The sequence below is a fragment of the Occultella kanbiaonis genome, from assembly GCF_009708215.1.
Lineage (GTDB): Bacteria > Actinomycetota > Actinomycetes > Actinomycetales > Beutenbergiaceae > Occultella > Occultella kanbiaonis.
In genome coordinates this window covers 2003674-2022018 of record NZ_CP046175.1, presented here as the reverse complement: position 1 = coordinate 2022018, position 18345 = coordinate 2003674, and the positions used below count along the sequence as shown (strand labels likewise).

17 protein-coding genes are annotated in these 18345 nt (G+C 72.4%); 2 read left to right on the top strand and 15 right to left on the bottom strand.

Translation table 11 applies throughout. The annotated features are described in order from the left end of the window. Positions 1–79: 79 nt before the first annotated feature. The 6 genes from GKS42_RS09290 to rlmN all read right to left on the bottom strand — a co-directional run bounded on the left by GKS42_RS09290 (position 80) and on the right by rlmN (position 6663). Entirely contained in the window at positions 80–958 is an 879-nt protein-coding gene (locus tag GKS42_RS09290) for a GNAT family N-acetyltransferase (RefSeq protein WP_154793568.1), read from the bottom strand. A 26-nt stretch (positions 959–984) separates the two neighbouring features. After that, positions 985–2145 carry a flavodoxin-dependent (E)-4-hydroxy-3-methylbut-2-enyl-diphosphate synthase gene (gene ispG / locus GKS42_RS09285; protein ID WP_154793567.1) on the bottom strand — a complete coding sequence of 387 codons (1161 nt, stop codon included), beginning with the start codon at positions 2143–2145 and terminating at the stop codon, positions 985–987. Between the two features lie 35 nt (positions 2146–2180). Beyond that, positions 2181–3533: a M50 family metallopeptidase gene (locus GKS42_RS09280; RefSeq protein WP_154793566.1), complete on the bottom strand. Its 1353-nt coding sequence runs from the start codon at positions 3531–3533 to the stop codon at positions 2181–2183. Between the two features lie 150 nt (positions 3534–3683). Then, complete coding sequence (gene dxr / locus GKS42_RS09275; RefSeq protein ID WP_154793565.1) at positions 3684–4868, bottom strand: 1-deoxy-D-xylulose-5-phosphate reductoisomerase; 1185 nt, start codon at positions 4866–4868, stop codon at positions 3684–3686. Continuing rightward, positions 4865–5413, bottom strand: coding sequence for a DivIVA domain-containing protein (locus tag GKS42_RS09270; protein ID WP_154793564.1), 549 nt, complete (start codon positions 5411–5413; stop codon positions 4865–4867). The genes dxr and GKS42_RS09270 overlap by 4 nt, the downstream gene beginning before the upstream one ends. 92 nt (positions 5414–5505) lie before the next feature. Continuing rightward, entirely contained in the window at positions 5506–6663 is a 1158-nt protein-coding gene (gene rlmN / locus GKS42_RS09265) for a dual-specificity RNA methyltransferase RlmN (RefSeq protein WP_154793563.1), read from the bottom strand. Between the two features lie 86 nt (positions 6664–6749). Between rlmN and aztD the strand changes: the two genes are divergently transcribed. Continuing rightward, entirely contained in the window at positions 6750–8030 is a 1281-nt protein-coding gene (gene aztD, locus GKS42_RS09260) for a zinc metallochaperone AztD (protein ID WP_154793562.1), read from the top strand. 118 nt (positions 8031–8148) lie between these two features. Here the strand turns inward: aztD and GKS42_RS26475 are convergent, their stop codons facing one another. The 5 genes from GKS42_RS26475 to rpsB all read right to left on the bottom strand — a co-directional run bounded on the left by GKS42_RS26475 (position 8149) and on the right by rpsB (position 12727). Continuing rightward, the gene (locus GKS42_RS26475; RefSeq protein WP_354002707.1) at positions 8149–9333 is read right to left on the bottom strand and encodes a phosphatidate cytidylyltransferase; all 1185 of its coding nucleotides are present in this window, start codon (positions 9331–9333) and stop codon (positions 8149–8151) included. A 54-nt stretch (positions 9334–9387) separates the two neighbouring features. Beyond that, positions 9388–9945, bottom strand: coding sequence for a ribosome recycling factor (frr, locus tag GKS42_RS09250; protein ID WP_154793561.1), 558 nt, complete (start codon positions 9943–9945; stop codon positions 9388–9390). Continuing rightward, positions 9942–10703 (bottom strand): UMP kinase, encoded by a 762-nt coding sequence (gene pyrH, locus GKS42_RS09245; RefSeq protein WP_154793560.1) that lies wholly within the window; start codon positions 10701–10703, stop codon positions 9942–9944. Before pyrH ends, frr begins: the two co-directional genes overlap by 4 nt. Positions 10704–10813: 110 nt before the next feature. After that, positions 10814–11659, bottom strand: coding sequence for a translation elongation factor Ts (gene tsf / locus GKS42_RS09240; RefSeq protein WP_154793559.1), 846 nt, complete (start codon positions 11657–11659; stop codon positions 10814–10816). Between the two features lie 42 nt (positions 11660–11701). Continuing rightward, the gene (gene rpsB, locus GKS42_RS09235) at positions 11702–12727 is read right to left on the bottom strand and encodes a 30S ribosomal protein S2 (RefSeq protein ID WP_154793558.1); all 1026 of its coding nucleotides are present in this window, start codon (positions 12725–12727) and stop codon (positions 11702–11704) included. Between the two features lie 344 nt (positions 12728–13071). Here rpsB and GKS42_RS09230 point away from each other — a divergent pair, with 344 nt between their 5' ends. Next, positions 13072–13764 (top strand): M23 family metallopeptidase, encoded by a 693-nt coding sequence (locus tag GKS42_RS09230; protein WP_154793557.1) that lies wholly within the window; start codon positions 13072–13074, stop codon positions 13762–13764. On the opposite strand, the gene GKS42_RS09225 is transcribed toward GKS42_RS09230, so the two are convergent. The 4 genes from GKS42_RS09225 to GKS42_RS09210 all read right to left on the bottom strand — a co-directional run bounded on the left by GKS42_RS09225 (position 13726) and on the right by GKS42_RS09210 (position 18345). Continuing rightward, complete coding sequence (locus GKS42_RS09225) at positions 13726–14517, bottom strand: class I SAM-dependent methyltransferase (protein ID WP_154793556.1); 792 nt, start codon at positions 14515–14517, stop codon at positions 13726–13728. The two genes, GKS42_RS09230 and GKS42_RS09225, sit on opposite strands and share 39 nt — an antisense overlap. A gap of 88 nt (positions 14518–14605) precedes the next feature. After that, the gene (locus tag GKS42_RS09220) at positions 14606–15574 is read right to left on the bottom strand and encodes a tyrosine-type recombinase/integrase (protein WP_154793555.1); all 969 of its coding nucleotides are present in this window, start codon (positions 15572–15574) and stop codon (positions 14606–14608) included. A 52-nt stretch (positions 15575–15626) separates the two neighbouring features. Beyond that, on the bottom strand, positions 15627–16799 hold the full coding sequence (dprA, locus tag GKS42_RS09215) for a DNA-processing protein DprA (protein WP_154793554.1): 1173 nt from the start codon (positions 16797–16799) through the stop codon (positions 15627–15629). Then, complete coding sequence (locus tag GKS42_RS09210) at positions 16792–18345, bottom strand: YifB family Mg chelatase-like AAA ATPase (protein WP_154793553.1); 1554 nt, start codon at positions 18343–18345, stop codon at positions 16792–16794. Before GKS42_RS09210 ends, dprA begins: the two co-directional genes overlap by 8 nt.

Sequence of the window (18345 nt, the reverse complement as noted above, 5' to 3'; positions counted from 1 at the left end):
GATCGCACCTACGGGGTCGAGATCGGACACGTTCGTGGTCCGATCTCAGGGGCAAAGGTGCGATGTCAGCGGGGTGGTCCTAGAACAGGATCGTCGCGAACGTCCCCACCTCGCGGAAGCCCACCCTGCGGTAGGCCGCGAGCGCGGGTGCGTTGTAGGAGTTCACGTACAGGGACACCAGCGGGGCGACCTGGGCGCGGGCGTACGCGACCACGGCGGCCATGCCGGCCACGGCGTGGCCCTGGCCGCGCAGGTCCGGGTGCACCCAGACACCCTGGACCTGGGTGACGCCGAGCGCCACGGTGCCGAGCTCGGCCTTGAACACCACGCGACGGCCCTCGGGGCCATCCTCGATCCGGGACAGCGACCGACCGCCCTGGACCAGGGACCGGACCCGCCGCTCGTACCCACCACCGGCCGTGAGCGGGGAGTAGCCGACCTCCTCGGTGAACATCGCCACGCACGCCGGCAGCAGCAGGTCGAGGTCGTTCACGGACGTCAGACAGACCCCGGGGTCGGGTGCGACGAGCGGGTCACCGTCGATGACCATGGACGGCTGGTCGGGGCGGATGTCCCTTGGGGTGGGTGCGAAGCCGCGCATCGCCTCCCACAGCCGCATCACGTCGTGGGCGGGGCCGACCACCGAGGAGAACCGGCGCGAGCGTCGCCGCACGTGATCGGCGACGGCCTCGACCGCGACGTCCGACAGGCGCAACGGCACCAGGTTCCCGCCGGTCCAGCACAGGCCGGTCAGCCCGTGGGGTTCCCGGATGCACAGGAGCTGGTCGCGGTAGAACCCGTAGGAGGACATCGCCTCGACGTGCTCCCCCAGCAGGGCGGCGTCGACCGGGTCCTGCTTGGCGAACGCGATCAGCTCGGCCACGTCCGCCGAGCGCGCGTCCTGGACCACCACATCGGGGTGGGTCTGCAGGGCTGCGCGCCATGGCCACGTCGGCATGTTGCGATTGTGCCTCACCTGGCGGGTCAGGACACGGTGACGACCGGGCCGCCGGTCGCACCGCCCGGCTGGGCCTCCGCGATCCGCATGGCCTCCTCGATCAGGGTCTCGACGATGAGCGCCTCGGGCACGGTCTTGACGACCTCGCCCTTGACGAAGATCTGGCCCTTGCCGTTCCCGGAGGCCACCCCGAGGTCGGCCTCTCTGGCCTCCCCTGGCCCGTTCACGACGCAACCCATGACGGCCACCCGCAGCGGCACGTCCATGCCCTCCAGACCGGCGGTGACGCGCTCGGCGAGCGTGTACACGTCCACCTGGGCGCGCCCGCACGAGGGGCAGGAGACGATCTCGAGCTTGCGCTCGGCGAGGTTCAGCGACTGCAGGATCTGGATGCCTACCTTGACCTCCTCGACCGGTGGCGCGGACAGGGACACCCGGATCGTGTCGCCGATGCCCTGGCTGAGCAGGGCGCCGAACGCGGTCGCGGACTTGATCGTGCCCTGGAACGCCGGGCCGGCCTCGGTGACCCCGAGGTGCAACGGCCAGTCCCCTGCCTCCGAGAGCAACTCGTAGGCACGCACCATGACCACCGGGTCGTTGTGCTTGACCGAGATCTTGAAGTCGTGGAAGTCGTGCTCCTCGAACAGTGAGGCCTCCCACACCGCGGACTCCACCAGTGCCTCGGGGGTGGCCCGGCCGTACTTCTCGAGCAGCCGCTTGTCGAGCGAGCCCGCGTTCACCCCGATCCGTAGCGAGGTGCCGGCGTCGGCCGCGGCGCGGGCGATCTCCTTGACCTGGTCGTCGAACTTGCGGATGTTGCCCGGGTTCACGCGCACCGCCGCACAGCCGGCGTCGATGGCGGCGAACACGTACTTGGGCTGGAAGTGGATGTCCGCGATCACCGGGATCTGCGACTTCTTCGCGATCACGGGCAGCGCGGCCGCGTCCTCGGTGGTGGGCACGGCCACCCGGACGATGTCACACCCGGCCGCGGTGAGTTCGGCGATCTGCTGCAGGGTCGCGTTGATGTCGCTCGTCGGCGTGGTGGTCATCGACTGCACCGAGATCGGGGCGCCCCCACCGACGTCGACCGTGCCGACCCGGATCCTGCGGGTGGCTCGCCGCGGCGCCAGCACCGGCGGGGTCTCCTTGACTTCGGGCATGCCCAGACTGATCGGAACGCTCACGCCTCAAGTATCACACCGCGCCCGCCACGGGCGCCTCAGCCCAGGGTGACGGGTTTGACGATGTCGGCGAAGGCCAGCAGCAGACTCATGCTGCCCAGCACGATGATGACCAGGTAGGTGAGCGGCATCAGCTTCGCGGTGTCCGCGTGACCCGGGTCCGGGCGACCGAACGCCTGCGCGAGGCGGCGCCTGGCCCCCTCGAACAGGGCCCCGGCGATGTGCCCGCCGTCAAGGGGCAGCAACGGGATCATGTTGAACACGAACAGCGCCATGTTCAGCGACGCCACCAGGGAGAGCAGGTCCGCGGTGCGCTCCGCGGCTCCGTAGTCGGCCGAGTCGATGGAGGCGATCTCACCGGCGAACCGGCCGACGCCGATCAGACCGACCACGCCGGGGTCGCGTTCCTCGGTCCCGAACACTGCCTGGGCGATCGCGACCAGACGCTGCGGGAGCGAGAGCACCACGTCGACGGTGCCCGTGAACACCGACCCCACGAACGCCGGCACCGCGGACAACGGCTGCGGAGTGAGCTCGTAGGCCGCCGAGATGCCCACGAACGGTACCGGCGCGAGCACCGGTTCGCCGTCGGCGTCGGTGACCACGGCACCGTCGGCCACGACCGGTCGGTCCTCGAGGACCGGAGTCACGGTGAGCGTGACCTCCTCGCCGCCACGGTCGACGACGACCGTCGCGGGCTCGGTGCCGCCGTCGGTGATCGCGGTGGAGATGTCGGCCCACTCGGTGACCGGCTCCCCGTTCCAGGAGACGATCCGGTCCCCCTCCTCGAAGCCGGCCATCGCCGCGGGCGAGTCCGCATCGCCGGCGGCGCACTCGCGCTGCTCGCTCGCCGGCACGATGCACTCGGAGACGCTGCTGATCCGGTTGCTGGCCGTGGCGGTCCCGAACGCGGTGAGGATGATCGCGAACAGCACCGTGGAGATGATCAGGTTCACCACGGGTCCGCCGAACATCACGGCCAACTTCTTCGGGGTGCTGAGCTGGTAGAAGACCCGGTGCCGCTGCCCGTCGGGGAGTTCCTCGCCGATCTCCTGGGCGCTGGCGGAGCGGGCGTCCTCGGCCATCGAGTCCATCAGGCCGCGCAGTCCCCGACGCCGCAACCTGGCCTCGGCGGCAGCGTCCTCGCTGACCTCCTCGCGGGCGGGCGGGAACATGCCGACCATCCGCACGTACCCGCCGAGCGGCAGCATCTTGATGCCGTACTCGGTCTCGCCGCGCTTGGTGGACCAGAGGGTCTTGCCGAACCCGACGAAGTACTGGGAGACCTTGACGCCGAACAGTTTCGCGGGCACCAGGTGGCCGATCTCGTGCAGCGCGATGGAGATGATCAGCCCCACCGCCACGAACAGCACGCCCAACCAGAAGTCCATTCCTACCCCAGTGCACCGGGCCCGGGACCGTCCCGGCTGCGCAGTGCCGCCTCAGCGTACGTCGCGTTGCTGAGAACGAGCCACCGAACCACCCGGGTGACCGGTGGGCAGATCGCACCACCGCCGGGCGGGCGAGCGAGGGCTCGCGGCTCAGCGTCGGGCGAGCAGCTCCCCCGCGCGCGCCCGGGCCCACCGCTCCGCATCCTCGACGGCCTCGACGCTCAGGTCGGCGGCGCTGGTGCCGGGGTGCTCGTCCAGCACGGCGGCGACCGTGTCCACGATGTCCAGGAACGCGATCCGGCCACCGAGGAACGCGGTCACGCACTCCTCGTTCGCGGCATTCAGCACGCCCGGGTGGGTGGCGGACGCGGCGACCGCGGCGCGCGCGAGCGCCAGAGCCGGGAACACGCCGTCGTCCACGGGCTCGAACGTCCACGACGTGGCCAGGTCCCACCGGCATGCCGCGGCGGCACCGGGCACCCGGTCCGGCCAGCCCAGGCCGAGGGAGATCGGCAGCCGCATGTCCGGCGGAGACGCCTGCGCGATCGTGGAGCCGTCGACGAACTCGACCATGGAGTGCACCACCGACTGAGGGTGCACCACCACCACGATGTCCGCGACCGGGACACCGAACAGCAGGTGTGCCTCGATGAGCTCGAGTCCCTTGTTGACCAGCGTCGCGGAGTTCGTGGTGACCATCGGACCCATCGCCCAGGTCGGGTGCGCGAGCGCCTGCTGCGGCGTCACACCCGCGAGCTCGGCGCGGGTCCGGCCCCGGAACGGCCCGCCGGAGGCGGTCAGGATCAGCCGGGCGACCTCCGCCGGCGCACCCGAGCGCAGCGCCTGCGCGATCGCCGAGTGCTCGGAGTCGACCGGCACGATCTGGTCCGGGCGCTGCTGGGCCGCGTGCACCAGGGCGCCCCCGGCCACCAGCGACTCCTTGTTCGCCAGCGCGAGTGTTGAGCCGGCGCGCAGCGCGGCCAGGGTGGGGGCAAGCCCGATCGAGCCGGTGATCGCGTTCAGGACGACGTCCGCACCGACGCCGGCGACGGCGCGGGCCGCGTCCGCACCGACAAGCACCTCGGGCCGTGGCCGGGGCAGGCCGAGCCGCTGCGCGGCGTCGTCGAGGTGGTCGGCGAACGCCGCGGCGGTCCCGTCGGCCAGCGCGACGAGTTCTACCTCGAACCGGACCGACTGCTCCGCGAGGAGCTGGAGGTGTCCGCCGCCGGCCGCGAGCGCGGTGACCCGGAACGACTCGGGCGCCGCGGCGATCACGTCGAGCGCCTGGGTCCCGACAGACCCCGTGGACCCGAGCAGCGCGACGGTGCGGGTCATTCGACGGCGAGCAGCACGTCCACGGCGCGGTCGAGGTAGGCGTCCACCGGACCCTCGCCGTACGCACGCGAGCGCGGCGCCGAGGGGAAGGTCGCCTGCCGCAGTTCGGCCGCAGAGAGCTTGGCACCGGAGTCGAAGTAGTCCACGAGCCGGTCCAGGACGTCGTCCACCGCATCGGCGGCGTAGCCGCGACCCCGCTCCGGCGGCGCGAACCGCTCGCCGTCGGGTCGGACCAGGCGCGGGTAGAGCGTGGTCGCCCGTTCGGCCACCCGCTCCATCCAGGCCTCCTGGCCGTGGGTGGCGATGAAGTCCGAACGGTCTCGTTGGATGAACGCACCCTCGAGCCGGTCGAGGGCGGCGTCGACGGCCGCGGGGTTGTAGCCGTGCCGGACCAGATCGAAGGCGACCTGGCGCACGTCCGCGGCGCTCAGGGTCTCCTCGCCGCTGCCCTCGTAGGACGCCTTCGCCCTCTCGAAGAACTCATCGACCTGCTCACGGTCATACCCGCTCGACAGACTCCCGACGGTGGAGAACAGGCCCTCCATCGACGATCCTTTCCTCGTTCCGGCGCGTACGTGCTCAGCCTATGGGGGCGGCCCGGCTGACCCGGGCCTGACCCACGGTGGTGAATCGTGGCTCATACCTCCGCGGCGAGCTGCCCACACGCCCCGTCGATGTCGCTCCCGCGAGTATCCCGCACCGTGGTCGGGATCCCCGCCGAGCGCAAGCGTGCCACGAATTCGTTCTCGACGTCCTTGTCGCTCGCGGTCCAGATCGAGCCGGGCGTCGGGTTCAGGGGGATCGGGTTCACGTGCACCCAGCCCTTGCCACGCTTGAGCAGCTCGGCGGCAAGCAGGTCCGCACGCCACCCGTGGTCGTTCATGTCCTTGATCAGGGCGTACTCGATGCTGACCCGGCGGCCGGTCACCTCGAAGTACTCACGGGCGGCGTCGAGCGCTTCACCGACGGTCCACCGGGTGTTGATCGGGATCAGCTGCGAGCGCAGCTCGTCGTCCGGGGCATGCAACGAGAGCGCGAGCGTGACCGGGATCCCCTCGGCAGTGAGCTTCCTCATGGCCGGCACCAGTCCCACCGTGGAGACGGTGATGTGCCGGGCGGACATACCGAGGCCGTCCGGCGTGGGATCCACCATCCGGCGCACCGCGTTGATCACGGTGCGGTAGTTCGCGAGCGGCTCGCCCATCCCCATGAACACGATGTTCGTGAGCCGGCGCGGGCCGCCGGGCAGCTCGCCGTCGCGGCAGCTGATGGCGGCGCGGCGTACCTGCTCGATGATCTCGGCGGTGGACAGGTTACGGGTCAGGCCCTGCTGGCCGGTCGCGCAGAACGGGCAGGCCATGCCGCACCCGGCCTGGCTGGACACGCACAGCGTGGCCCGGTCGGAGTAGCCCATCAGGACCGACTCGACCTTGACGCCGTCGAACAGCGACCAGAGCGTCTTGACGGTGTCACCGCCGTCGGCCTCGAGCCGGCGCACCTCCGTGAGCAGCTCGGGCAGGAGCTGCGGGACCAGGTCCTCGCGCATCCCGGCTGGCAGATCGGTCATCGCGCCCGGGTCGCGGGTGAGATGCCCGAAGTAGTGCGTGGAGATCTGCTTGGCCCGGTAGGCGGGCTGGCCGAGCTCGGCGACGACGGCGGCGCGCTCCGCGGAGGTGAGGTCGGCGAGGTGCCGTGGCGGCTTGCCGCGGCGCGGCACCGCGAAGGACAGGCGCGGGCGGTCACCGGCGTCCGGGGCGTGCCCGGGCAGGACCTGAGGCTGTGCGGGAGTGGTCATGGTGCCCCCAGTCTCCCAGACGCGCGGCGACGCCGCGCCGCCACACGACTTGACGCGAGCTAAATAGAGTGAGAATCATTCTCGCTATGAACCGAACAAGAAGACTGGCCCCACTCGCCCTGCTCACCTCCGCCGTCGTCCTGCTCGGCGCCTGCGCGGCGCCGGCGACCACCGAGGACGCCGGCAGTACCGCGACCCACGACGAACACGACCACGACGGCGAGGAGTCGGCGCCCGAGGACGGCCGGCCCACCGAGGAGGCGGCTGGCCCGTCGCCGCGGCTGGCCGTCACCTATGACGGCGGCGTCCTGATCGTCGACGCGCTCTCGCTCGAGGTCCTCGCCGACTTCCCGGCGCAGGGATTCACCCGGGTGAACCCCGCCGGGGACGGGCGGCACCTGTTCCTGACCGTCGGCGAGGAGTTCCGGCTGCTCGACACCGGCGCGTTCAGCGAGGCGCACGGGGACCACTCGCACTCCTACACGACCGAGCCGCTCCTGACCGACGTCGTGATCACGGCGGACCATCCCGGTCATGTCGTGACCCACGCCGAGCGCACCGTGCTGTTCGCGGACGGCACCGGCGAGATCACCGTGCTGGACCCGCACGCGCTGGCGGCCGGTGCACAGGCCCCGGTGCTGTCGACCACGAGCACCCCGCAGGCGCACCACGGGGTCGCGGTGGTGCGCACCGACGACAGTCTCCTGCACACGATCGGCGACTCCGAGTCCCGCTCCGGCGTGGTCCTCCTGGACGCCGAGGGAACCGAGGTCGCCCGCGCGCAGACCTGCCCGGGCGTACACGGTGAGACGGTGGCCGCCGACGAGACGGTCGTGTTCGGCTGCGAGAACGGTGCCCTGATCGTGACCGGGTCGGAGTTCACCCACGCGGCGGCACCGGACGCGTACGGGCGGATCGGGAACCTGGCCGGCTCGGACGCCTCCCCCGTGGTGCTCGGCGACTACAAGTCCGACCCCGACGCCGACCTCGAACGGCCCACCCGGGTCTCCCTCATCGACACCCGCACGGCGCAGATCCGGCTCGTGGACCTCGGCGTGAGCTACAGCTTCCGCTCGCTCGCCCGCGGCCCCGGCGGCGAGGCGCTCGTGCTCGGCACCGATGGGACGCTGCGGATCATCGATCCCGAGGCGGGCACGGTGACCGCCGAGGTCCCGGTGACCGGCTCCTGGACCGAGCCCGAGCAGTGGCAGGACCCGCGCCCGACGCTGCGGGTCGAGGGGTCGTTCGCGTACGTCACCGAGCCGGCCACGTCGACCGTGTTCGTGGTGGACCTGCTCGGCGGCGAGGTGATCGACAGCGCCGTGCTGCCGGTGGTCCCGAACGAACTGAGCTCCGTGGCCGGCTGAGCCGCGGCCGCGACGATCCTGGCCCGGATGGCCCGGTACCCGTTCTTGCACCGACGAACGGGTACCGGGCCGTGGCCCGGGTGGGCTCCCGAACGGGTCAGCCCGGCGCCGCGGCGACTCAGGCCGGCGCGACCACGAGGAGCAGGGCGAACACGACCGGGGAGCAGATCAGGATCGAGTCGACCCGGTCCAGGATGCCGCCGTGCCCGGGCAGGATCTTGCCCATGTCCTTGACCCCGAGGTCCCGCTTGAGCATGGACTCGGACAGGTCGCCCATGGTCGCACCGGCGACGGCGACCACGCCGATGGCGAGCCCGGCCCACCACGTGGCGTCGATGGCGAAGATCGCGAAGCCGACCCCGACCAGGGCGGCGAGGACCACGGACCCGGCGGCACCCTCCCAGGACTTCTTCGGGCTCACCGAGGGCGCCATCGGATGCCTGCCGAACAGGACCCCGGCAATGTAGCCGCCGGTGTCGTTGGCAACCACGAGCGCGACGAACATCAGGACCCGCCACTGCCCGTCGTCGGCGGACAGCATGATCATCAGGAAACCGGCGAGGAACGGGATGTAGGCGGCCGCGAAGATGCCGGCAGTGGCATCGCGCAACGCGTCGCCGCCGCCCCCGTCCAGGACCCGCCAGACGAACACGCCGCCGGCCGTGAGCAGGAATGCGACGAGGAGTGCCTCGATGCCGGCCTGGTAGGCGGAGACGAGCATGCCGACGGTGCCGACCACGAGTGGCAGGTAGGGCAGCCGGATGTCGCGGGTGCGCAGCGCCCGTTCGAGCTCCCAGAGCGCGATCGCGCACACGACGACGGCGAGGACGACGAAGGCCTCCTTGCGGATGAACAGGGAGGCGACCAGGACGGCACCGAGGCCGAGGCCGACCCCGATCGCGGCGGGAAGGTTGCGTCCGGCGCGCGAGGCAGGCGGGGGTTCGTCGGCGGAGCCCGCGGACGCTGGCGAGTCACCGGAGCGCGCGGGTCCGGCGGACGCCGGCGAGGCGCCGGAGGTCGGCCGTGCCCCGGCTGTCGCCGTCAGCCGGTCCGTCCCGGCGCCGCGGGTTCCGGTCGCCGGGTCCTCAGGGCTGCCCGACGGCGTCGCGGGCTCGGGCGACGCCGCCGAAGCCGCAGAGCCGGCCCGCGCCGCGAGCGGCGCGGGCGTGTCGGCGCGCCCCGTCGGTGCGGCACGGTCCGCCGCCGTGGCGGGACCGGCCGGCTCGGCGTCGGTGCCGTTGAGCTCCGCCTCGAGCCGGGCGGCACGTTCCGCGGCGCGCAGGGCGCGCCGCGAGAGCGGCACGCCATCGCTCCCGGTGGCAGGTGGCGGACTTGGATCAACCATGGCCGGGCCCGCTCAGACCTCGAGCAGCTCCTTCTCCTTACCGGCGAGCAGCGAGTCGACGGTGTCGGTGTGCTTCTTGGTGAGCGCGTCGAGCTCGGCCTGGGCGCGGTTCACCTCGTCCTCGCCGGCCTCGCCGTCCTTGGCGATGCGGTCGAGCTCCTCCTTGGCCCGCCGGCGCACGTTCCGCACGGCGACGCGCGCGTCCTCGCCCTTGGTCTTGGCGAGCTTGACGTAGTCGCGGCGGCGCTCCTCGGTGAGGGTCGGCAGGATGATCCGGATCTGGACGCCGTCGTTGCTCGGGTTGACGCCAAGGTCGGACTCGCGCAGGGCCTTCTCGATCGCCGTCATCGAGGTCTTGTCATACGGGGAGAGCATGACGGTGCGGGCCTCGGGAATCGTGATCGAGGCGAGCTGCTGGAGCGGGGTGGGAGCACCGTAGTACTCGACCTCGAGCTTGTTGAACATGCCGGCGTTCGCGCGACCCGTGCGGATGTTGCCGAAGTCCTCACGCGCCACCTCGACGGCCTTGTCCATCTTCTCCTCGGCCTCGAAGAGGGTCTCGTCGATCACGCTTGCTCCTTGCTCTGGTCGGTTCCTGCACCGGACGTCATTGATGTGCCGATCTTCTCACCTCGAAGTGCAGCGGCCACGTTACCCGGCCCCTCCATGCCGAAGATGCGCATGGAGAGCTGGTTGTCGCGGCACATCGCCAGGGCGGTGGAGTCCACGACGCGCAGGTCCTTCTGGATCGCGTCGTCGAAGGTGAGGAAGTCGAGCTTGGTGGCGGTCGGGTCCACGCGGGGGTCCGCGGTGTACACACCGTCGACCCCGTTCTTGCCGACGAGGACCTCCTCGCAGTGGGTCTCGAGTGCTCGCTGGATCGCAACCGTGTCCGTGGAGAAGTAGGGCATCCCCGCGCCCGCGCCGAAGATCACGGCGCGACCCTTCTCGAGGTGGCGGATCGCACGCAGCGGGATGTACGGCTCGGCGACCTGCCCCATCGTGATGGCGGTCTGCACCCGGGTGGTGACGTCCGCCTTCTCGAGGAAGTCCTGCAGGGCGAGGCAGTTCATCACGGTGCCGAGCATGCCCATGTAGTCGGCCCGGGCACGGTCGATGCCGCGCTGCGAGAGCTCGGCACCACGGAAGAAGTTGCCGCCGCCGACCACGATGGCCACCTGGACGCCCTCGTGCACGGCCTCGGCGATCTCACGGGCGATCGAGGCGACCACGTCGGGGTCGAGGCCGACGCTGCCACCGCCGAACACCTCGCCGGAGAGTTTGAGCAGGACCCGACGCGTGGTCGGGGCGGGAGTGAGCGCAGGCATCGGCGAGATCCTCCTGGGTGAGAACGCTGAGTGGATGTGCTGGGGTGAGCGTATGACAGCGGTGGCCCCGGCCCTGGATCAGGACCGGGGCCACCGCCGGATGTTGCTGCTCAGGCGCCGACGCGGAACCGCGCGAAGCCGGTGATCGTGCCACCGGCCTCGGTGACGACCTGGCCCACAGACTTCTTCGGGTCCTTCGCGAAGGGCTGGTCCAGGAGGGCCACCTCCTTGAAGAAGCCGTTCAGGCGACCCTCGACGATCTTCGGCAGTGCCTGCTCCGGCTTGCCCTCGTTGCGGGAGGTCTCCTCGGCGATCCGACGCTCGTCGGCCACCTTGTCGGCGGGGACCTCGTCGCGGCTGAGGTACTGCGGGGAGTAGGCAGCGATGTGCAGCGCCACGTCGTGCGCGACCGCGGCGCCGGCGGCGTCCGAGGACACCAGGACGCCCACCTGCGGCGGGAGGTCCTTGGCGGTGCGGTGCAGGTACGTGGTGACGTGCTCGCCGGCCAGTCGGGCGACCCGGCGGACCACGATCTTCTCGCCCAGCGTTGCGGCGGTCTCGTCGACCACGGTCGACAGGGCCACGCCGTCGGACTCGGCGGCCAGGAGTGCGTCCGCATCCGCGGCACCGGAGGCCACCGCAGTGGCGACGACGCGGTCCGCGAGCGAGACGAACACCTGGTTCTTGGCCACGAAGTCGGTCTCGGAGTTGATCTCCACCAACACTCCGACCTGCCCCTCGCCGTCCGGCGTGGAGTTGATCGAGGCCGCGACCAGACCGTCCGAGGCGGAGCGACCCTCACGCTTGCTCACACCCTTCAGGCCCTTGACCCGAATGATCTCGATCGCCTTCTCGGCGTCACCGTCGGCCTCGTCGAGAGCCTTCTTGACGTCGAGCATGCCGGCGCCCGTGCGCTCGCGCAGGGCCTTGATGTCGGCAGCGGTGTAGTTCGCCATATCTGATCCTTCCCAGATCCTTGGTGTCTTGGGGACTGTGCGTCAGGCCTGCTCGGGAGCCGCCGGGGTCTCCTCGGTGGCCTCGTCGGCAACCGGGGTCTCCTCGGTGGCCTCGTCGGCAACCGGGGTCTCCTCGGCAACCGCGGCGTCCTCGACGGCCGGGGTCTCCGCGACGGCCGGGGTCACGTCAGCAGCGTCCGCCGCCTCGACGACGACCTCGGGCGCGGCCGGAGCGGCGGCCTCGGCAGCGGTCGCCTCGGCGGCCGTGCCCTCGGCGCTGGCCTCGGCACCCTGCTGCGCCTCGTGGGTGGCGAGCAGCTCGCGCTCCCACTCGGCCAGCGGCTCGGCCTCGGTGGTGGCGGCGTCGCTACCACCACCGTGACGGGCGACCAGACCCGCGGCGGCGGCGTCGGCCACCACGCGGGTCAGCAGGCTGACGGCGCGGATCGCGTCGTCGTTGCCCGGGATCGGGAAGTCGACCTCGTCGGGGTCGCAGTTGGTGTCCAGGATGGCCACGACGGGGATGTTGAGCTTGCGCGCCTCGGCAACGGCGAGGTGCTCCTTCTTGGTGTCCACGACCCAGACGGCGGAAGGCACCTTGGCCATGTCGCGGATGCCGCCGAGGGTACGGGCGAGCTTGTCCCGCTCACGGCGCTGCATGAGCAGCTCCTTCTTGGTGAAGGCGCTGGAGGCGACGTCGTCGAAGTCGACCTCCTCGAGCTCCTTGAGGCGCTGCAGACGCTTGCTCACGGTGCCGAAGTTGGTCAGCATGCCGCCGAGCCAGCGCTGGTTCACGTAGGGCATCCCCACGCGGGTGGCCTGCTCGGCCACGGCTTCCTGCGCCTGCTTCTTGGTGCCGACGAAGAGGATTGTTCCGCCGCGTGCGACAGTCTCCTTGACGAACTCGTACGCGCGGTCGATGTCCAGCAGCGACTGCTGCAGGTCGATGATGTAGATGCCGTTGCGCTCGGTGAAGATGAAGCGCTTCATCTTGGGGTTCCAACGGCGGGTCTGGTGCCCGAAGTGGACACCGCTCTCGAGGAGCTGACGCATGCTGACGACGGCCATGGCTCGTCCTTTCGACGTGGGGCGGACCCCACACATCACGTGCCGCGGCGTGTGGGCCGGGCACAACTCGGTTGTCTCTGAGTCACCGGGTGGTGCTCATTCCTGGTGCTCACGGCCGTTCGGCACCGGATCGAGGATCCGGACCATGCCGCACGACCCCACTCGCTGGGAGTGGTCTGTGAGCGCGCGATGTCAGGCGGCGGTCCCGGAGGACGTACCACCTGCAGGTGCGAGTCTACCGGATCCGCGGGGCGGCCCCACACAGCCCCCTCGCGGGTGACTCGTCGTCCCCAGGTAGACCGTCGCGCCGGTGGCCGCGGGCATTCGTCGGGTTGGCTGAGCGGATGGCCGGTACCCGTTCCATCACCCTCGGCGCCCTCGCGATCACGCTGGCGGCCGGGCTCGCCCTGCTGGCGCCGCTGGACCCGTCGCCGCCGGGCGGGGAGCTGCCGGGAGCGGCCCGGGCCGACTCGCCCACCGCCGAGCCGGGCGCACCGGCCGACGTCGGACCGACCACACCGCCGGCGGCCGGTGCGTACGGCTGGCCGTTGAGCCCCGAACCGGCGGTGCTGACCCCGTTCAGCGAACCCGAACAGGTCTGGTCGCCCGGGCACCGGGGCGTGGACCTGGCCGGCACACCGGGTCAGGACGTGCTGGCTGCGGCGGACGGTGTGGTGGCGTTCGCGGGCCGGGTCGTGGACCGGCCGGTGCTCTCCATCGACCATCCCGACGGGATCCGCACCACCTATGAGCCGGTCACGACGACCCTGACGGTGGGTACGGCCGTGCGCCGTGGCGACGTGATCGGACGGCTCGCCGACGGCGACGCCGGCCCGCACTGCGGACCGGCACGGTGGTGCCTGCACTGGGGCGCCCGGCTGGGTCGGGAGCGCTACCTGGATCCGTTGACGCTGTTGGTCGCGGATCCGGTGATCCGCCTCTATCCGGTCGCCGGCGCGCCGAGCGGTCGGTCCGTCGCACCGGATCCGGTCGCGCGGCTACGGGAACGCGTGCACCACCGCGGACACGAACGGTAGGCGCACGGTGCCCCCGGTCGTGCGGTGCTCGGCCAGGTCGGCCAGCACCGCCGCGGCGGCCTCCGCACGGCCGGCGACGTCGAGATCCCTGGCCCAGTAGGAGGTGGCCAGGTGGTCGGCGATGAACCCCTCGTCCGCGGGGAGGTCCACGGTGGCGGTCACCTCCGCGGTGGTGACCTCCACGAGGCCACCGGCGCGTAGTTCGTGGGCCACGAGCGCCAGCCGGTCCGGGAGGTCCTCGATCCCGGCGAGCGCCCCGGGCCCGGCAACGGCGGCGATGGCACGCGCCTCGGCCGCGAAGAACGGGTTCCGGTCCGGTGGCAGCCACACCGTGGCGGCGAAACCGCCGTCCACCCGGAGGACCCGGCAGGCCTCCTCGACGCTCACGCGCAGGTCCGGGATCCGTTGCAGACCCTGCTGGCTGATCACCCGGTCGAACGTCCGGCTCGGGAACGGCAGGGCGTCCGGCTGGGCCCGCACCCACTCGATCACGAGACCGCGATGGTCGGCGGCGACGTCGAGGAGGTTCTGATCGTCGTCCAGCCCGGCCACCCGGCCCATCGGGCCGGTTGCCTCGGCCGCGGCCCGGGTCGCGACGCCCGTGGCACAGATCAGGTCGAGGACCGAGCCGCCGACGGGGATCCGGGCGGCGTCGATGAGTGCCGCCACGAACGGGGCGACGATCGGCGAGACGGCTTCCTCATAGTCTCGAGCCACGTCCACGGGGGAACGGGACTCCGGCTCCTGTGCCATACCTCACAGGCTAGTCGGCCTGCTCGGGGCGGCAACGTGAGATGGCGCCGGCCACGCGAGGGGTGCCCGCACCGGAGCCGGGGCGGGGTCAGGCCCGCGGATGTGCCTGCTGGAACGAAGCGCGCAGCCGCTCCGCCGAGATGTGGGTGTATCGCTGCGTCGTGGCCAGCGACGCGTGTCCGAGGACCTCCTGGACCGAGCGCAGGTCGGAGCCGCCCTCGAGCAGGTGGGTGGCCGTGGAGTGCCGGACGCCGTGGGGTGCCAGGTCGCGCACCCCGGCGGCGGCCGCCAGCTCATGGACCGTGCTGCGGACCTGCCGGGTCCCCAGGCGCCGGCCCCGGTGCCCGAGGAACAGGGCGTTCGTCGTCGTCGCCGGGTCCACCAGTCCCCCGCGGACGTCGACCCAGTGCGTGAGCGCGCGAGCGGCGGGCACCCCGAACGGCACCATGCGTTCCTTGTTGCCCTTGCCGAGCACCCGCACCAGTCGTTGGCCCTGGTCGACGTCCGCGAGGTCGAGCCCCACGAGCTCGGAGACCCGCAGGCCCGACGCGTAGAGCAGTTCGAGCGCCGCCCAGTCACGCACGTGAACGGGTTCGCCGTCGTCGGCGCGGGTCCTGGCCACGGTCAGCAACGTGTCTGCCTCGTCGACGGCGAGCACGGCGGGCACCACCGAGTCCGGGCGCGGCGCGAGCAGACGGAGCGCCGGGTCCTCGGTCATCCGGCCGGTCCGCGTCGCCCACGCGGTGAACGTCCGCGCCGCCGCTGCGCGGCGGGCCAGGGTGGAGCGGGACAGGCCTCGCGCCGACTGGCCCGCCAACCAGGAACGCAGGGCGGTCAGGTCGATGGCGTCCAGGTCGGTGGGGGTGTCGGCGTCGTCGGTCGGGACGGCGTCCAGGAGCGTGCGCACGTCGCCGCGGTACGCCCGGCTGGTGTGCTCGGACAGCCCGCGCTGGGCCTGCAGATGCGCGACGAAGGCGGCGAGCACGGCGGTGTCGCCGGGGCGTTCGGGGATCCGGCGCGGCTGCGTCGCGCCGGCACGCGAACGCGGTGCAGACATGCCATCAGCCTGCCACGCGGCGGGGCGGGGCCGGGCCACCGGCACGCACCCCTCACCCACGCCGAACGCGTGCCCGCCGCCACGCGCTGCCCTCGCGGGTCACCCGGCCGGCGAGCTCGAGGAACCCGAGCGCGGCCCGCACCGAGGCCTCGTCCAGCCCGGCGCTGCGCACGACGGCGCCGAACACCGCCTCGCCGCGGGCGGGGAGGGCGTCCAGCACCTGAGCCTGCTCGAGGTCGAGATCATCGAGCAGCCCCGCGGCCACCGTCGGCTCCTCGGGCAGCGCGGTCCCGACCGGCTGGACGAGCTCGGCGACCTCCGCGGCGTCGGTGACGCAGGTCGCGCCGGCGTCCCGGAGCAGCCGATGGCACCCGGCGGAGGCCGCGGAGGTCACCGGCCCGGGCACCGCCCCGACCGGCCGGTGCAGCTCGGCTGCCCTGGCCGCGGTGCTGAGCGCACCCGATCGCCAGGCCGCCTCGACCACCACTGTCGCCCGGGCGAGCGCCGCGATGAGTCGGTTCCTGGACAGGAATCTGGTCCGCATCGGCGCGGTGCCCGGCGGCACCTCGGCCAGCACCGCTCCCGTGGCAGCGACCTGCGCCAGGAGCTGGGAGTTCGCGTTCGGGTAGTACCGATCGAGTCCTCCGGCCATCACGGCCAGTGCCGGTCCGTGCACGCTCAGCGTGGCCCGGTGCGCGGCGGCGTCGATGCCGTAGGCGCCCCCGGACACCACGGTGATGGACCTGTCCGCCATGCCCATCGCGAGGTCCGTGGTGACCCGTTCCCCGTACGCGGTGCTGGCCCGGGAGCCGACCAGCGCGACCGACGACGCAGCCAGGGTCGCCGGGTTACGGGCACCGATCACCCACAGGCACAGTGGCGCGGACTCACCCAACTGGTCGAGACCTGCGGGCCAGGCCGGCGAGCCGGGCAGGATCAGATCCCCACCACGGCGGGCGATCACCTCGAGCTCGCGCCGGGGGTCGAGATCGGTGAGCCGGGGCGCCCACCGGGCGACCGCGGTGCGCCAGTCGCCGCGTGGTGGCCGCACCGGCACCGCGCGGAACAGTCCCCGGTCGGCCTCGAGCAGCCAGTCAAGGGCCGGACCCGCCCCCAGGGTCGCCACGAGCCGGTTCGCGGCCCGGTCGTCCGGTTCCGTGAGTCGGCTCCAGGCGGCGCGGGCGAGCCGCTCGTCGAGGTGGTCGAAGGGCAACCGGTCACGCATGGCTGCCCACCATCCGCAATGCGAGAGCCTCGCCCACGTCGGTGCTCGTCGGTTGGTCACGCTCGGCGAGATCGGCCAGCGTCCACGCGACCCGCAGAACCCGGTCCAGCCCTCGCAGGCTGAGCCGTCCGCGATCGAGCTCGGCGTCCAGCCGGCCCGCGATCGCGGGTCCGACGCGGCGGGTCCGCTCCCGCAGCCAGGACCCGGGCACCTCCGCGTTCGTGGCCCAGCCCGTGCCCGCGAGCCGCTCGCGCTGCCGTTCCCGCGCTCCTCGGACCCGGGCGGCCACCACCGCCGTCGACTCCGGCGCGGCGGCCGCATTCAACTCGGCGCGCGTCACCAGGGGGACCTCGAGCCGGATGTCGATCCGGTCGCGCAGCGGACCGCTCAGCCGCGCCTCGTAGCGACGCCTGGCCATCGCCGTACAGGTGCAGTCCAGGCCCTTGCCCACGGACCGCCCGCACGGGCACGGGTTCGCCGCGAGCACGAGCTGGAACCGGGCCGGGAACCGGGCGACGCCGCGGGCCCGGTGGATGACCAGCTGCCCCTCCTCGAGGGGCTGGCGCAGCGTCTCGAGCACGCGGACGCTGAACTCCGGGGCCTCGTCGAGGAAGAGCACCCCGCGGTGGGCCCGGGAGGCGGCCCCGGGTCGGGGCAGCCCGGAGCCGCCGCCCACCACCGACGCCGGTGTGGCGGTGTGGTGCGGGTCCTCGAACGGAGGCCGGACCAGCAGGCCGCCGGCGGCGTCGAAGGTGCCCGCCACCGAGTGCACCGACGTGACCTCCAGCGCTTCGGAATCGGTCAGGTCCGGCAGCAGCCCGGGGAGCCGGGAGGCGAGCATCGTCTTGCCGGTACCGGGCGGTCCCACCATGTAGAGGTGGTGCCCGCCGGCGGCCGCGACCTCAAGGCCTCGACGAGCCTCGCCCTGCCCGAGCACGTCGACCAGGTCCTTCACGACCGGCATCCTCGGCAGGGCCTGCGCCGAGCGCGGTGCCGGGACGACGGCGATGGCGCGCAGCCGGGCCGCGGGGATGTCGGCTCCGTAGTCCTGCGCGAGGTGGCCGAGGTGCGCGGCGCCGTGCACCACGGCGCCCGGCACGAGGCGGGCCTCGTCGGCGTTGGCCTCGGGAACCACCACGTGCGGGTGACCGGCGGCGACCGCCGCCGCGACGGCCGGGAGGATCCCCCGCACGGGGTGGATCCGCCCGTCGAGGCCCAGCTCGCCGAGGTGGACCCGTTGCCGCACCTGCTCGCCGTCGATCTTCCCGGCGGCGAGCAGGCTCGCGACGGCGATCGCCAGATCGAACCCGGACCCGGACTTCGGCAGGTCCGCAGGAGAGAGGTTGACCGTCACCCGGGACGCCGGCCAGGCGAGTCCGCTCGAGCTCACCGCGGCCCGGACGCGTTCCTTGGACTCGCCGAGAGACGCGTCCGGCAGGCCGACGAGGCCGAAGTGCGGCAGCCCGGGCTGCAGGTGGGTCTCGACCTGCACGGGGTGGCCGAGCAGGCCGATCAGAGCCACCGACCAGGTCTGGCCGAGGCCCAT

Bases quoted from the DNA above. Each gene is read 5' to 3' on its own strand.
- GKS42_RS09290 (WP_154793568.1), bottom strand. From the start codon at position 958: ATGCCGACGTGGCCATGGCGCGCAGCCCTGCAGACCCACCCCGATGTG.
- GKS42_RS09280 (WP_154793566.1), bottom strand. From the start codon at position 3,533: ATGGACTTCTGGTTGGGCGTGCTGTTCGTGGCGGTGGGGCTGATCATC.
- dxr (WP_154793565.1), bottom strand. From the start codon at position 4,868: ATGACCCGCACCGTCGCGCTGCTCGGGTCCACGGGGTCTGTCGGGACC.
- GKS42_RS09270 (WP_154793564.1), bottom strand. From the start codon at position 5,413: ATGGAGGGCCTGTTCTCCACCGTCGGGAGTCTGTCGAGCGGGTATGAC.
- rlmN (WP_154793563.1), bottom strand. From the start codon at position 6,663: ATGACCACTCCCGCACAGCCTCAGGTCCTGCCCGGGCACGCCCCGGAC.
- aztD (WP_154793562.1), top strand. From the start codon at position 6,750: ATGAACCGAACAAGAAGACTGGCCCCACTCGCCCTGCTCACCTCCGCC.
- pyrH (WP_154793560.1), bottom strand. From the start codon at position 10,703: ATGCCTGCGCTCACTCCCGCCCCGACCACGCGTCGGGTCCTGCTCAAA.
- tsf (WP_154793559.1), bottom strand. From the start codon at position 11,659: ATGGCGAACTACACCGCTGCCGACATCAAGGCCCTGCGCGAGCGCACG.
- rpsB (WP_154793558.1), bottom strand. From the start codon at position 12,727: ATGGCCGTCGTCAGCATGCGTCAGCTCCTCGAGAGCGGTGTCCACTTC.
- GKS42_RS09230 (WP_154793557.1), top strand. From the start codon at position 13,072: ATGGCCGGTACCCGTTCCATCACCCTCGGCGCCCTCGCGATCACGCTG.
- GKS42_RS09225 (WP_154793556.1), bottom strand. From the start codon at position 14,517: ATGGCACAGGAGCCGGAGTCCCGTTCCCCCGTGGACGTGGCTCGAGAC.
- GKS42_RS09220 (WP_154793555.1), bottom strand. From the start codon at position 15,574: ATGTCTGCACCGCGTTCGCGTGCCGGCGCGACGCAGCCGCGCCGGATC.
- dprA (WP_154793554.1), bottom strand. From the start codon at position 16,799: ATGCGTGACCGGTTGCCCTTCGACCACCTCGACGAGCGGCTCGCCCGC.
- GKS42_RS09210 (WP_154793553.1), bottom strand. From the start codon at position 18,345: ATGGGCCTCGGCCAGACCTGGTCGGTGGCTCTGATCGGCCTGCTCGGC.